Source organism: Bradyrhizobium sp. USDA 372 (genome assembly GCF_053629095.1).
Map to the genome: position 1 here is coordinate 2137584 of NZ_JBRJHR010000001.1, position 15328 is coordinate 2152911.

The window sequence follows — 15328 nt, forward strand, 5'->3', positions numbered from 1 at the left end:
CTCACCTCCTCTGAAAATCCGCCGACATGAACAGCAGCGCGAGCGCCTGCTGCCGGCTCTCGGCGCGGCCGACCGCCTGCTTCACCTCAGGTGCGATCTCGGATGCAAAGACGTCCTCGATGATGACTTGCGGATCGGCCATGCCGGTGATGCGCTCGGCAAAATTGTTGGCGACGTCGAGCCGCCGGCCGACACCGTCGATCCAGCTCGCCTCGTCGTCCGGATAGCCCTTGGGCGATGATGGACGCCATAGCGGCTCGCCGAGCAGCTGCTGGCCACCGGTGTAGAGGACGGGATCGACGACCGTGATGCCGGTCGCCCGCACCATGCCGACGACCCATTCGCCGGGACGCTTGAGCTTTGACGGCGGTCCACGCCATGCCTCGTCCGACGACACCATCGCGATTGCGAGCTGCTTGAGGTCGCCCTCGGTGTCGCGAAAGGTCTTCGCCATCTGCTCGACCAGAGCCGGCGGCGGCTCGTCGGCGACGAAGTGCCGGGCCAGCCTGGTCGCGACGTGGGTTGAGGTCGCCGGATGCGCGGCGAGGTCGCGCAACACGGCGCGGCCCTGCTCGGCATCCTCCTGCTCGTAGCGCTTGCCGAGCACGGTCTGGCCGCCTGGCTCGTGCAGCCGCGGATTGAAGGTGAACTCGCCGCCGTGCTGGGGATCGGCGCCCGGCGGCACCAGCGTCCAGCCGGTCATGACGTTGGCGAAGCTGATCACGTCGTCCTGGGTGTATCCGGTGCGCACACCGAGCGTGTGCAGCTCCATGATCTCGCGCGCGATGTTCTCGTTGAGGCCGCGGCTGCGATTGATGCCGGCGATCGAGTTCGCGCCCATCGATTCCAGATTGTCGAGATAGAACAGCATCGCCGGATGGCCTTCGACGGCGAGCAGCAGATCGACGAAACGGCCGAGCGCATTGGCGCGAACTGCCTCGCGCTCATAGGCGCCTGACATGCTCTGGATCTTGTTGGCCGAGACGCAGAAATGGTTGGACCAGAACCACACCAGCCGCTCGGCAAAGCCGATCTCGGCGGCGAGCGCGGCTTCGGTGCGCAGCTTGGCTTCCTGCAAGTACATCGGACGTCCGGGATCGGGAACGGCGTCGGCCGCCTGCTTGGCCGCCATCTCGGCGGCGTCCTTGTCCTGCACTTGACCTTGCGCCTGGTCTTCCGACATCGCCGGCGCGGCCGCCGCCATCTGCTGCTTCTTGGCCTGCTGCTGCGCCTGCTTGACCCGCGCTGTCCGGCGGGCGTTGGCGTCGGCCACGGTGCGGAAGGCCCTGGCGCTTGTGGGAAGCCCAGCGGCGGCGGTCAGCGTGAGCGGCCGGTCGAGCTCGGCGATCAACGCGCCGCGCGGGTCCGAGCCCATTGCGGCGATCGATCCCGGCCGCGGCCCCATGCCGAAGCGCTGCAGCGCAAGCACGGTCTCGGCCCTTGCAGGATTGCTCATGGCGGACGCCCATTTTTCTCGAGCCTGCCGACACGCGGCGCGAGGCTACGAACGGTAATGCTACGCATCGTAGCACTCGAGATGCGCCCGGACAAGCGAAGATTGCGGCATCTCCGTCCGGCTATCGTGAACCGCCCGTCGGATGCGACGGACGGCGTCGCGATCCTAAAAGTTGGGCCCGAGCGCGATCTTGGTGATCACGCCGTTCCTGACGCCGATCCGCCATTCCGCCGAACCATTGGCGAACTGGGCGATATAGATGTCGCTGTCGAGCGCGGTGACGCCGCGGAACGAGACCGCACGCAAGGCGCCGAGTCGCGCCAGGATCGCCTGGTCGAACGGCAATTGCTGACGCGTGATGTCGGCTACTTCCGACGTCATACGGTCGTAGTCGGGCTGTCCCCTGCCGAGATCTTCGATGTAACGGCGCAGCATCTCTTCGCCATTGGCGATCGGAACAGCGCGGCGCGCGGCACGCCCCGGCTTTGCGCCGAGGTTCGACGCCTCGACATTGTGGAAGCGCGTCTGCCGGCCCGGCATCAGGATTTCCAGGCACCGTCCCGACTTGTCGGCGATCATCCAGGGATTGTTCACGGTGGTCGTGGCCGCCCAGCTCATGTTGGACCTGACGACGCTCTGGTTCTTGCGATTGCCGTCGGCATCGAGATTGACGACCCGGATGTCCTCGCCGAGCTCATTGTAGACCATGATCCGGATCGGCGAGGTGCCGGCGCGGCCGCGCACGTTCGCCTCTTCCGAGCAAGGCAGGATGCCGCCGAGCTCGTCATTGCCGTCGGCCCGGAAGATGACGTCGCCGGCCTTGCCGTCGGGCTCGAGCAGCAGGCGGAATTCAGCCGTGCCGTTCTCGAACTTGGCGCCATAGATATCGTAGCCGCCCGGGCCGACGCCGCGGAAGAAGATCGACTCCACCGCGCCGAGCGCCACGAACGTCGTTTGCATTTCGGCGAGATAGCGGTGGACCTTGGCCGCGAGCGGCGCGCTCATGCGATCATAGTCCGGCGTACCACGGCGCAAGCCTTCGATGCCGGCCAAGACCATCTCCTTGCTACCGGCCACCGGCACCTGCTCCCTGAATCGGTCGGAGACCTTGGCGAGGCGGCGCGAGAAGTCGGCCTCGACGGCTTGCGCCACCGCCGCATCGACGCGGGTCGCGAGGCGGGCACCGAAAACCGCGTTCTGCACCAGCACGCGCGACACCTTCGCCTGCTCGTCGCGCAGGAAGACGACGAGATGGTCGCCGCGGAACGAGAAGGCGTCGGTGCCCTCGGCGAGCACCTGCGTTGCGCCCTGCCCGGTCTCCTGCAGCCAGAGACGGTCGCCGTCGCGGCGGACGCTGAGCACGCGGTTGGGCGCCAGCCGGTACCAGCCGACATATTGATCGAGCGACGCGATCTCCGCAGCCGGTGCCGGCATCTCCGCGACACGAACCGCGCGAATGTCGCGGCCGTTCATGCGCAACGTCAGCTCGGCCGAGCGACGCTCGGCATCGATGGGGAACGTGATTTCGCCGGACGAGGCCGGGTAGGACGCCGTGCCGTCGCTGCCGACCGACAGGCGCAATTTCCGCTGTCCGGTCGCCTGGCCGTAGAGTTCGTCTCCCTCGCGGAAGATGGCGAACACCGAGGCCGGGCCCATGGCGTAGAAATTGACGAAGGGGCGGTAATGCTGGGCCGGCACCTCGCCGCCGTCGGCGATAGCGGGCGCAGGGTCCGGCGTGCGATAGGCGATCATGCCGGTCGACACGATCACCGCCGGCGCGATCGCGCGGCCGCGATCCACAACCGCTTGCGCCAGCCGACCGCCACGGGTATCGCGGCGGCCGCGATGATCCGCTCGACGCGGGCGCGCACGGTCGAAGCCCGCGCCATCGCAAGCTCCACCGGGCGTGGCTTCACGCTGCTGGCAAAATCGAGCAGAATCTCCGCATAGGACAGCCGGTCGTCGATCACCTCGATCGCCTGCGCGTCGCTGATGATCTCGGCGAGCTCGGCAAGGCGCGCGAGCTGCCACCAGGAGAACGGGCTGAACCAGAACACCGCACGATTGAGCGAGGCGAGCAACAGGACGTAGAAATCGCGGTTGGCGACATGCGCGCTTTCATGGGCGAGCACCGCGAGGCGCTTCTTCGCATCCCAGCCTGCAAATTGCGGCGGCACCAGAATGGTCGAGCCGAAGGTGACGGGACCGCCGACGTCGCGGCTGACACGGATGTCGGCATCGATCAGCTGCGCAGCTTTCACCGGCTTCGCCGCACGCATCAGGCGCCAGGTCAGGCCGAGGCCGATGGCCAGCCGCAGCAGCAACAGGCCGGCGATGCCGGCATAGACGATCGTCGCCACCAGCCACCAGTCGACCAGAACGCCGTTTGCAACCGGCGGCGCCGCGACGGCGCCCGGCGCGATCGGCAGGGTCGGCTGCGACATCTCCAGCATCGCGATGTCGGCCGGCCACGATTCGCCCGGCACCGGCACCGATGCTGGTAGCCGGTCGATGGTGAGCGTCGGCCAATGCATCACGAATGGCATCGCGAGCGAGGCCATCAGCACGACGACCCACGCCGTCATGTGGACGTGCGGATTGCGCACACGGAATAGGGTGAGACCGAACCAGACGACGCCTCCCAGCACAAAGGAGCGCAGCGCCGCCTCCGCCAGAGTTGCGATCATTCTTTCTTCACTCCCCTCGCTTTCTTCGCCTTGGCCACCTGGTCGGCCAGCGAGCGCAATTGCTGCTGGTCGAGCATCTTGTTGTCCACCATGCCGACGAGGACCTCCTCGATCGAGCCGTTGCAGAACCAGTCGACGATGCGCTGCACCGCCTTGGCCGCAACGCGCGCGCGGGGTTCGGCGGCGTGGTACACGTAAGTTCGGCCGTCCACCGTGTGGTTGACATAGCCCTTTTCCTCCAGCCGGCGCAGCACCGTGCGCACCGTGGATTCCTTCAGACGCCGCGACAACCGCTCACGCACGATCTCGGCCGTGACCGGACCATCGGCCCAAACCAGTTGCATGACCTCACGCTCGAGGTCGCCGAGTTCAGGCAGGCGATCGTCCATGGCATTTGACCTTGCGGATTGAGTATTCTTGTAACGCTACAGACTGTCGCATATGCAGCCGCGGAGCACAATGGCGATTCCACCTGAGATGGTGGCGATGGGTCGACCTAACTGGGAGTCGGGAGTCGGACGGACGGTGCGCTCCCTCTCCCGCTGCGGGAGAGGGTCGGGGTGAGGGTGTCTCCGCAGTGGGACTCCCCAAGAGGATAGAGCCCTCACCCGGCGCAAGTGCGCCGACCTCTCCCGCAAGCGGGAGAGGTGACCGAGCCAGTTCGCCAGATCGACTCAATCAAAAGTCATCAGCCCTCAGTACGTCGGCTCGTACATCTGCGACTGAACGAGGGCCTTCACGTCATTGGGCGCAGGTCCGTCCGCGAGCCCGCGCTGGTAGGCCACGTCCGCAACCGCCGCCGCGATGCGGACGGAGACCTCGCGGATGCGCGGCAGTGCCGGATAGAGGCTGCCCTGCGCGAGGTCCTCCTTGCCGACGCAATCGGCGAGCGCATGGGCGGCCGCCATGAACATCTCGTCGGTCACCAGGCGCGAGCCGCTGGCGATGACGCCGAGGCCGACGCCGGGGAAGATGTAGGAATTGTTACCCTGGCGCGGCACGAAGCTGCGGCCATTGAGCTTGACCGGATCGTATGGGCTGCCGCAGGCGAACAGCGCGCGCCCTTCCGTGTAGCGGTAGGCGTCCTCCGCCGAGCACTCCGCCTTCGAGGTCGGGTTGGAGAGCGCGAACACGATCGGCTGCTCGTTGAGCTCGGCCATCGCCTTGAGCACATCGGGCGTGAAGGCGCCGCCGACCGCGGCGACGCCGATGATCGCCGTCGGTTTCAGCGTCTTGATCGCGGTGAGGAAGTCGGCAATCGGCGCCTCGCCAGTGTGCGCATAGCGCAGCTTGTGGCCATGCAGACCTTCCCGCCCCGCAACGACGAGACCGCGGGAATCCACCAGCCAGTTGCGGCGAAGCGCCTCCGCCTCGGAAGCCCCCTCCGCCATCATGGCCGAGACTACGAGATCGGCGATGCCAGTCGCCGCCTCGCCCGCGCCGAGGAACAGGATCTTCTGGTCCTTCAGCTTGCCGCCGGAGACGCGCAAGGCCGAGAACAGGCCGGCGAGCGCCACCGCCGCGGTGCCCTGGATGTCGTCGTTGAAGACGCAGGCCTCGTCGCGATATTTGTGCAGCAGCTTGAACGCCGAATGATTGGCGAAGTCCTCGAACTGGATCAGCACGCTCGGAAACGTCTTGCGCGCGGCTTGCATGAACTCGTCGACGAAGCTGTCATAGGCCTCGCCCGTCAGCCGCCGCTCGCGCAGGCCGAGATAATAGGGATCGTTCAACAACTCTTCGTTGTTGGTGCCGACATCGAGCACGATCGGCAGGCACAGTTCGGGATGCACGCCGGCGCAGGCCGAGTAGAGCGAGAGCTTTCCGACCGGAATGCCCATGCCGTTGGCACCCAGATCGCCAAGTCCCAAAATGCGCTCGCCGTCGGTGACGACGATCAACCTGGCCGGGTAGGGCCAGTTCTTCAGGATCTCGGCGATCTGGCCGCGGTCGCGCGAAGAGATGAACATGCCGCGCGGCCGCTGGAAGATCAGGCCGTATTTCTGGCAGGCAAGCCCGACGGTCGGCGTGTAGATGATCGGCTGGATCTCGTCGATATTGTCGACGACGACGCGGAAGAACAGCGCCTCGTTGCGGTCATGCAGCGCGTTCAGGGCGACGTATTTTTCCAGATCCGTCGGCAGCGTGCGCAGATTGGTGAGCACGCGCTGAGCCTGCGTCTCCATCGTCAGCACGCATGGCGGCAACAGGCCGCGCAGGCCGAGCGTCTCGCGCTCCGCTTCCGTGAAGGCGGTGCCCTTGTTGAGCAGGGGATCGCGCAGCAGCGTCATGCCTTGCTGCGGATTGGACGACGTCGATTTGGCAACGACCCGGGCAGGTCTATTCACGAATTCCCCCAAGGAGTTTCTTATTGAACCGCAGCCATTGTCGGCCAGTGCTCCATTCAGATCAAGGACGGAGAGACCGCGGCGCCGATTGTGATCTCGCACCGCAGCGAGACTTGCGCAAACGACTGGCAGTTGCGCGCGAAAGGGTTAACGCGCAGGCCTCTAACTCCTCATGGTGAGGACGCGCGTCAGCGCCGTCTCGAACCATGGAGGCCCCTATCTCACCCGCGGCCATCCTTCGAGACGCCCGCCGTTGGCGGGCCCTCAAGGATGAGGACGGAGTGCGCGACATCAGGATCAACGGGCACCGACGCCGATCAGCCTCATCCTGAGGAGGCGCTTAGCGCCGTCTCGAAGGACGAGGCGCGCGCTCAGGCCGCCGCCAAGAACTGATATGCGATCGCCTGCTTATCCTGCTGCCCGCCTTGGCATCAGATTGGCGGCGCCATCTCCCGGCGGCGCGATATGCATCAGGATCGTCTGCGTCGCGGATGCGACCTCGATGCCGTTCTGCTGGAAGCGCAGCTTCATGCGACGGTTGAATTCGCGCTGCACCGGCCAGCGGCCGGCCTCGGTGCAGCGGATCTGGCCGACGATCGACACCATCGCGCCGTCGACCTTGTCGATGCCCCACAGCTCGAGGTCGCCGCGGATGAGCGCGCGGAAGTCCGCTTCGCGGCGCATCTCGTCGACGATGTCCTTGAGGATCTGGCCGGCGCGATCGGTGTCTTCCTTGTAGGCGACGTTGACGCTCACCGAGGCATTGCCGGCGCCGCGACTGGCATTGGTGATGGTCGTGACCGCGCTGAACGGCACGATGTGCACGGCGCCATCACCCGCGCGCAGGCGGATGGTGCGGATCGAGACGTTCTCGACGACGCCCGACAGCCCCGACACGCTGACGGTGTCGCCGACCTGCACCGTATTCTCCAGCAACAGGAACAGGCCGGTGATGAGATCCTGCACCAGCTTCTGCGAGCCGAAGCCGATCGCGATGCCGACGATGCCAGCGCCGGCCAGCAGCGGGGCGACATTGACGCCGATCTCGCTCAACGCGGTGAGGCCGACGACGGTCGCGATCAGGCACAGCAGTGCGGTGCGCAGCATCGGCTGGAAGGTGCGCAGCCGCGCGGCGCGGGCATAGTGCCCGTCCCGCGTCAGCGTATTGATCTGGCGGTCGAGGAGCGCGTTGCTGGCTTCCCAGATGGCCGCTGCGATGAGCACGGCGAGGCCGATGGTCACCACGGCCGAGATCAGCCGGCTGCCGATCTGGCCGCCATAGAACCAGACGATCGCGTCCACGCCCCAGACTTCGAGCACCGCCACGAAGCCGATGAAGGCGATCACGCCGGATACGATCCTGCGCAGCAGCGGCAGATAGCGGTTGGCGCGGATCTCGAGGCCGGGAAAGCGTTGCAGGATCTCCGGCCTGATGCGAAAGCCGCGATCGATCAGGCTCAGCGTCAGCATGATGACGACACGCGTGATCAGCGCCACCGCGATGGTGCCGACGAAATATTGCAGCAGCAGCGAATAGCCGTTGCGGATGTTGAGCGCCCACACCGCCCAGAGCGCGAGGTCGAGCGCGATGGCAAGATAGTGCCAGCCGCCTGCGATGCGGTTGCGCAGACGGGCCGCAATTCCCTGCCGCTCGGCCGGCGCGCGGATGGCATCGGCGACCTGGCGGCGGCATTGCAGGACGATGACGGCGATGAAGAGGTGCACGACCAGCATCACCATGCGCAGCAGCGCGGCGTAGCCGGCGCGGTGCAGGCCGAGCAGCAGCGCCACATTGGCAAAGGCGATGCCGGAGACGCCGACGCCGACGATGCGGCGCGCCCAGATCTCGATATAGGCCGCGGTCTCCGCGCGCACCGGAAACAGCCCGAACGGCCCCGCCAGCGCCCGGACCAGGCAGATCAGCCCGCGCGAGAACGCATAAGCGTTGACGACGGCGAGGATCACGAGACGGACAATCGCGGGCTCGCCGAGCTCCGTTCCGAGTAGCGCGGTGGCGACGGCGACGAAGACGAGCACGGGAAGCAGCTCGAGCACGAAACGCCCGAGCACGAAGGGCAGACGCAGCATGATCTGCCAGACGCGCGCGAGACTGTGGCGTCGCTTGTGCAGCTCCGGCTCGGGCGTGACGTCCGCGACCGATGATGGCGGATCGGCAAGCGGCAGCGCCTGGGCCGGCAGGCGCGCGGTTTGCGGCACGCGCCCCTCCAGGAACGCGACTGGCCGGCGGATCAGGCGGAAGATGACCCATTCGGCCGAGAGGGCGCAGCCCAGCAGCAGTGCCAGCTTCCAGGCGATCTCAATCAGGAGATTGTAAGCCGCGGGATCGTTCGCGGTGCGCATGATCCAGTAGTAGAAGGCCGGAAAGTGCGTGAGCGTCCGTGCCATGCCGGCGATCTCGCTCGATATCTCCTGGATCTCCTCCGACACCGTGAGCAGGAGTTGCGCGCCAAGGCCATCGGCCGCCAGCGGGATCGGCGATTTCGCCTCCGGCGCGGGCTGCTGCGAACCCGATGCGTTGGCGATCACACGGAGCGTATCGATCATCTGCGCGCGCTTCTTGTCGTCCTGGAGCGTGTCCAACGCACGCCTGGCTTCGTCAGGCGATAGCGCGGCGGCACCGCCCGCGGCCGGCGCATCGGCACGGGCGCAGGAGAGAGACGAGATCGCGAGGAAAAGAGCGGCGAGAAGCGCCGGGACAAGCTTTTGCGACACGCAGATTCCCTGGAAAAAATGAATGCGCCCGCGGTGTCGTGGCCGTCACCGCCGAAGCACATCCGTCATGTCGGATCGCAGCTATTCGCCCCCAGCCTGTGTCGGAAGTTGGCCTTTGAGACGACATTCTCTTGGCATTTGCCGCAATGCAGGATCGCGAGCTGACGCCCCGGCGAAACTCCATCGGGCCTGCGCGCACAGACCCTTGTGCAGATCGAACAGGAGGATAAGGAAAGGGGGATCTCAAAGAGTTGCGGCAGCCTTTACGGCTATCCGACACGATCGACGTGACCAAAATACAGCGCCGGGAAGGTAGGGGCTTTGCCTCACTGATGCAGCCCGCTAAACCTTGTCCCGGCGTGCCGTTCGCGGTTTCCGCCGCTATGCGATAGTCCGAACGAGCTCCATCGCAATTAACGCGGCTGGATTTGCGGAGGTGGTGTCATAGACCTCCCCTTGCTCATGAGGTGGACGTTGCGCGTCGCTGGTTTGCGACCGCGATGATGCTCCTCCTGGGACACAAAACTGTCAAGCAGGATCAATGATCTGACGATCACATTTGACGACCCGAGTTCCGCTGGAAGGTCCGCTGTGCAAATCGCTTCCGCGCCAATTTGAGGAATTTCAGAAGGCAGGGAATGGTGGCATCATGCTCCTGTTTTGCCCGACGAGTCAAACCCGCTTCGTAAAATCCGTATTACAAAGCAGCGGCCCCTGCAAGCCATTGATTCTGCTATGGCCGGCTACTGTGCATGGGGTTGTTTTCGCACTTTTTTGCCGATGGCCGGCGGCAGCCTAGAGAAACATGTCCGCCAGGTCGACCGTCGAGGCCTTTCCGATCTGGTCGAAGTTTCGTGCCAGCCAGCCTCGCGCCGCCTCGCGGCCCTCGTCGCGCAGGCGACACAACAGGCTCCATTCGGGGTGGAATTGCGTGGCGGTGCCGAGCTGCGACATCAATTGGTCGTTGCCGATCCAATGCATGTACATGCGGCTGTGCTTGTTGCTGTCGAGCTCGCCGTCGTCGATCAGCCGGGTGGCGAAGGCGATCGCGCGCATCTCGCGCATCAAGGACGAATTGAAGCTGATCTCGTTGATGCGGTGGAGGACGTCGGCGGCACTGGCCGGCAGCTCGTCGCGGCGGATTGCCGTCACCTGCACGATGATGACGTCATGACTGCCCTTGCGGTAGATCAACGGATAGATCGCGGGATTGCCGAGATAGCCGCCGTCCCAGTAATGCTCGCCATCGATCTCGACCGCCTGGAAATAGGGTGGCAGGCAGGCCGACGCGAGCACGGTGTCCGCCGTGAGAAGCGGGCTCTGGAACACCTTGATCTTGCCGGTACGGACGTTGGTGGCGTTGAGAAACAGCTGCGGCGCCTCGGGCGAGGAATTGAGCCGGTCGAAATCGACCACGCGCTGCAGCAGCGCGCGGAGCGGATTGAAATGAAAGGGATTGAGCAGGTTCGGCGGCAGCGTATGCGTCAGCGTGTGGATGAATGCGTGAACCGGATGATATTCCGGCGGCAGCTTCAGGGCCTGGATCCACTGGTTCAGCGGCGACATCAGATCGTACGCCATGTCCATGCGCGACACTTCGTACCAGAACGCGTGCAGGCTCTCCCGCGCGGCCTCGGCGCCTCCATGCGCCATGCCGGAGGCCATCGCCACCGCATTCATCGCGCCGGCACTGGTCGCGCTGATCGCCTCGATCGCGAGCCTGCCGTCCTCGAGCACCTGGTCGAGCACGCCCCAGACGAAGGCGCCGTGCGCGCCGCCGCCCTGGAGCGCGAAGTTGACGTTCTTGCAATTGGTGGTCCCGCTAGCTGTCACTTTGCTCGCTTCCTGCCTCCCGTCCCCTCTTTCTCCAGCGCCTTGCGCACCTGCTTGAACTCCTCCAGCGAGGCCTTGTCGGCGCGGGGGAAGCGCAGGTCGAGCTTTTCCAGCTCGGCATTGATCACCGAGCCGATCACGACGCGAGCGAACCATTTGTGGTCGGCGGGCACGACGTACCAGGGGCGCATGCGACGTCGCCGTGTGCCGGACGATGTCCTGGTAGACCGCCTGGTAGCGCGGCCACAGCGCGCGCTCCTTGATGTCGTCCATGGAGAACTTCCACTGCTTGGCCGGATCCTCCAGCCGCTCGAGGAAGCGCTCGCGCTGCTCTTCCTTGGACACGTTGAGGAAGAACTTCAGCACCACGGTGCCGTTGCGGCAGAGATAGCGCTCGAAGGCGGAGATGTCCTCGAACCGCTCCTTCCAGATGTTCTTGGTGACGAGCCTGGGCGGCAGCTTTTCCTTCGCGAGAGTCTCTGGATGCACACGCGTCACCAGGCATTCCTCGTAATGCGAGCGGTTGAAGATGCCGATATGGCCGCGCTCGGGCAGCGCGACCGCATGACGCCAGAGGAAGTCGTGGTCGAGTTCCTTGCTGCTCGGCGCCTTGAAGGCCGTGACTTCGCAGCCCTGCGGATTGATGCCCTCGAAGATCGCCTTGATCGCAGAGTCCTTGCCGCCGGCGTCCATCGCCTGGAACACGATCAGGAGCGACCAGCGGTCCTGCGCGTAAAGCTTCTCCTGAAACGCGATCAGCCGCTTCTTGTTGGCGTCGAGAATCGCGAGCGCCTTCTCCTTGTCGAGATCACCCTTCTCGTCGGTCTTGTGATCCTTGAGGTGAAACTTGCCCGAGCCATCATAGCGGAACGGCTTGATGTAGCGGTCAAGCTCCTGGGCGAGCGACTTGGACGGCTTTTTGCTCATGAGCGCGGGGCACCTTGCGTTGCAACTTCAGTCGGTCGAGCAAGCTACCAAGGATGCCCTTGGGAAGGAATATGATGAACAGCACGAGCAGCACGCCGTAGACGAGATTGTCCCAGCCGACCGCCTTGGTGCCGAAACCGATGCGCAGGGTTTCCGCCAGCAGAATGGTGATGATGGCCCCGACGGTCGGGCCGAGCGAGACGAACAGCCCGCCGACGATCGCGGCGAACACCATCTGCAGCGAGACCGCGATGCCGCTGACCGTGTCGGGGGTGATGAACATCTGGTACTGGCAGTAGATCGCGCCCGCCAGCGCCGTCATCAGCGCGCTGAGCAGCGTGATCTTCAGCTTCTCGGCGGTGACGTCGACGCCGGCCGCGGCCGCGGCGTCCTCGTCTTCCGAGATCGCCTCCAGCGCATAGCGCGCCATGCTGCGGTCGACCCAGTGCCAGACCACGATGCCAAACAGCCAGACCGCAAGCGCGATCAGGTACCAGGTGGTCTTGTCGTCGAATTGCAGCGCCAGCAGCTTGTTGCCGGACGCGCGGTTCGGGGTGTAGCCGAGCGAGCCGCCGGTATAGTCGCGCGTCGCGGTGATGACCTGGAGCACGATGCCTGACAGCGCCAGCGTCACCAGCACGAAATAGTGCCCGGTGATGCGAAAGCGGAAGCAGGGATAGCCGACGATCATCGCCAGCGCGCCGGCCGCCGCCATGCTGATGGGAATGCCGATCCAGGGCGACAAACCTGCGTGATTCCACAACAGCGCGGTGACGTAAGCGCCGATCCCCATGAAGCCGCCGTGGCCGAGCGAGACGAGGCCGAACCGCCCCATCATCGACCAGGACGTATAGGCGAACGACCAGATCAGGATCAGCACCAGGATGTGCAGATGATAGGGATCGCGATAGACGAAGGGCAGCGCGACCAGCGCCGCCAGTCCGATCCCCCACGCCGCAAGCCGTCCCTGCCCCATCATCGGCGCCTCGCAAGCAGGCCCGCGGGCCGGATGAACATCATGACGATGAAGAACGCGAAGGCGAGCACATAGCCCCATTCGAGGTCGGAGAACAGGCCGCCGAGCGAGATGATCTCGGCGAACACGAAGGCGGCGATGAAGCCGCCGATGAAATTGCCGAGGCCGCCGAGCACGCAGATCAGGAAGGTGATCGGCCCGAAGGACAGGCCGACGAAGGGATGCACGTCATATTGCAGCACCAGGAGGCAAGCAGCGAGGCCGGCGAGCGCGCCGCCGAGCGCCGACGTGATCAGGTAGATCCGCTTGGTGTCGACACCCATCAGCGCCATGATCTGCCGGTCCTGCGAGATGGCGCGGATCGCAGTGCCGGTGAAGGTGCGGGTCATGAACAGATAGACCGCGACCATGCCGACCAGCGCGGCGACGAACGAGAGCAGTCGCGCGTAGCTGAAATTCATGTCGCCGAAGGCGAGCACCGGCAGCCGGATGCCGAGATTGCGGAAGTCGATGCCGAAGGCGACGGTGGCAAAGCTCTGCAGCACGAACAGCACCCCGCCGGTCGCGAGCAGCTGGTTGATCGGTGGTGCGGTCAGCAGCGGCGCGATCACGAGGTAGTGCAGCGCCGCGCCGAGCACAGCGACCAGCAGGATGGTGAGCGGGGCAGCAACGAAATAGCTGACGCCGTAATACTGCACCATGAAATACATGCCGTACATGCCGATCATGACGAGTTCGGCGTAGCAGATCCAGGTCACGTCGATGACGCCGAAGATCAGGTTGAGCCCGAGCGCAAGCAGCGCCAGCACGCCGCCGAGCAGGATGCCGTTGATGACGGCCTCCAGCAGGTAGATGTCGAATACGTCCAGGAACGCCTGCATGCCCATCACACCCCGAGATAAGCTTCCTTGACCGTGTCGCTCGCCAGCATCTCGGCCGAGGTGCCGGACGCGCGGATCGTGCCCGCCTCGATCAGATAGGCGCGGTCGACCACCTTCAGCACCTGCTGCACGTTCTGCTCGACGATCAGCACCGTCAGCCCGCTGGCGCGGATCCGCTTCACCAGCTCGAACACCTGCTGCACCACCACCGGCGCCAGCCCCGCCGAGGGTTCGTCGAGCAGCAACAGTTTTGGATTGGACATCATCGCACGGCCGATGGCGCACATCTGCTGCTCGCCGCCGGACATGGTGCCGGCCATCTGGTGACGGCGTTCCTTCAGGCGCGGAAACAGGTCGAACACCACCTCCAGCCGCTCGGCGTAGTGGTCCCGCGCCTCTTTCATGAAGGCACCCATCTTGAGATTGTCGTCGACCGTCAGCTGTGGAAACAGCCGCCGGTTCTCCGGCACATGCGCAATGCCGAGGCTGACGATCTTGTGCGGCGGGGTCGCGACGACGTCGACGCCTTCCATCTTGATCGATCCGCGGGAGGGACGGATCAGGCCGGAGATGACGCGCATCAAGGTGGTCTTGCCGGCGCCGTTGGGGCCGATGACGCCCACGGCTTCGCCGGCCTTCACGTCGAGATTGACGTCGAACAGCGCCTGGAAGGTGCCATAGCCGGCATTGACGCCGCGAAGCTCCAGCATCGCCTAGCCCCCTGCGCGGCGGCGCGCTTCGGCGGCCGCGGCCTGCGTGGTCTCGGCGTCGGTGCCGAGATAGACCTCGATGACGCGCGGATCGCCGGCGACCGCGCTCGGCAGGCCTTCCGAGATCTTCTCGCCGTGATCGAGCACCATCACGCGGTCGACGACGCGCATCAACACGCCCATGATGTGCTCGACCCAGATGATGGTGATGCCGAGCTCGTCGCGGATGTTGCGCAGCATGTCCGCGGCCTGATCCATCTCGGCCTCGTCGAGCCCACCGAGGCTCTCGTCGGCGAGCAATAGCTTTGGCGCGGTGGCAAGCGCCTTCGCCAGCTCGAGCTTCTTCAACCCCGCTGCGCCGAGCCCATCGACGCTGGCATGGCGGTCGGTCGGCAGGCCGACCATCGCCAGCGAGCGCTCGGCCGCCTCCTCCGCCTTGGCGCGGCTGTGGCGGCCCTGGCCGTAGAAGCCGGCAAGCGCGACGTTCTCGAAAATGCTAAGGCGACGGAACGGCCGCGGGATCTGGAAGGTCCGCCCGATGCCGCTGTTGATGATCCGGTGCGGTGCAAGGCCCGCGATCTCGTGCCCGGCGAACAGGATCGATCCGGAGGTCGGCGCCAGCGTGCCGGAGAGCATGTTGAAGATCGTGCTCTTGCCCGAGCCGTTGGGGCCGATCAGGCCGAGGATCTCGCCCTGGTCGACCCGGAACGACACGTTGTTCACGGCGGTGAAGCCGCCAAACCGCTTCACCAGTCCGCTGACTTCCAACACCGGAGC

General features: G+C 65.4%; 9 protein-coding genes and 2 pseudogenes. All 11 read right to left on the reverse strand.

Annotated features, from left to right (window positions below; translation table 11 throughout):
* Window position 1: 1 nt before the first annotated feature.
* The 11 genes and pseudogenes from AB7M16_RS10345 to AB7M16_RS10395 all read right to left on the reverse strand — a co-directional run bounded on the left by AB7M16_RS10345 (window position 2) and on the right by AB7M16_RS10395 (window position 15322).
* Window positions 2-1456, reverse strand: coding sequence for a DUF1800 domain-containing protein (locus AB7M16_RS10345; RefSeq protein WP_453943838.1), 1455 nt, complete (start codon window positions 1454-1456; stop codon window positions 2-4).
* A gap of 165 nt (window positions 1457-1621) precedes the next feature.
* A pseudogene (locus AB7M16_RS10350) lies at window positions 1622-4143 on the reverse strand (M56 family metallopeptidase).
* The gene (locus tag AB7M16_RS10355) at window positions 4140-4532 is read right to left on the reverse strand and encodes a BlaI/MecI/CopY family transcriptional regulator (RefSeq protein ID WP_212258346.1); all 393 of its coding nucleotides are present in this window, start codon (window positions 4530-4532) and stop codon (window positions 4140-4142) included. Before AB7M16_RS10355 ends, AB7M16_RS10350 begins: the two are co-directional and overlap by 4 nt.
* A 306-nt stretch (window positions 4533-4838) precedes the next feature.
* Window positions 4839-6491 carry an NAD-dependent malic enzyme gene (locus AB7M16_RS10360; RefSeq protein ID WP_453943839.1) on the reverse strand — a complete coding sequence of 551 codons (1653 nt, stop codon included), beginning with the start codon at window positions 6489-6491 and terminating at the stop codon, window positions 4839-4841.
* 408 nt (window positions 6492-6899) lie between these two features.
* Complete coding sequence (locus tag AB7M16_RS10365; protein ID WP_260380244.1) at window positions 6900-9224, reverse strand: mechanosensitive ion channel domain-containing protein; 2325 nt, start codon at window positions 9222-9224, stop codon at window positions 6900-6902.
* 795 nt (window positions 9225-10019) lie between these two features.
* Window positions 10020-11057 (reverse strand): patatin-like phospholipase family protein, encoded by a 1038-nt coding sequence (locus AB7M16_RS10370; protein ID WP_172787418.1) that lies wholly within the window; start codon window positions 11055-11057, stop codon window positions 10020-10022.
* Window positions 11054-11984, reverse strand: a pseudogene (locus AB7M16_RS10375) (polyphosphate kinase 2 family protein). Before AB7M16_RS10375 ends, AB7M16_RS10370 begins: the two are co-directional and overlap by 4 nt.
* Window positions 11944-12963 carry a branched-chain amino acid ABC transporter permease gene (locus tag AB7M16_RS10380; RefSeq protein WP_172787420.1) on the reverse strand — a complete coding sequence of 340 codons (1020 nt, stop codon included), beginning with the start codon at window positions 12961-12963 and terminating at the stop codon, window positions 11944-11946. Before AB7M16_RS10380 ends, AB7M16_RS10375 begins: the two are co-directional and overlap by 41 nt.
* Entirely contained in the window at window positions 12960-13841 is an 882-nt protein-coding gene (locus AB7M16_RS10385) for a branched-chain amino acid ABC transporter permease (protein ID WP_036006719.1), read from the reverse strand. The genes AB7M16_RS10380 and AB7M16_RS10385 overlap by 4 nt, the downstream gene beginning before the upstream one ends.
* Before the next feature lie 5 nt (window positions 13842-13846).
* On the reverse strand, window positions 13847-14551 hold the full coding sequence (locus tag AB7M16_RS10390; RefSeq protein WP_271498379.1) for an ABC transporter ATP-binding protein: 705 nt from the start codon (window positions 14549-14551) through the stop codon (window positions 13847-13849).
* Window positions 14552-14554: 3 nt separating this feature from the next.
* Complete coding sequence (locus tag AB7M16_RS10395; protein ID WP_036037489.1) at window positions 14555-15322, reverse strand: ABC transporter ATP-binding protein; 768 nt, start codon at window positions 15320-15322, stop codon at window positions 14555-14557.
* Window positions 15323-15328 lie beyond the last annotated feature (6 nt).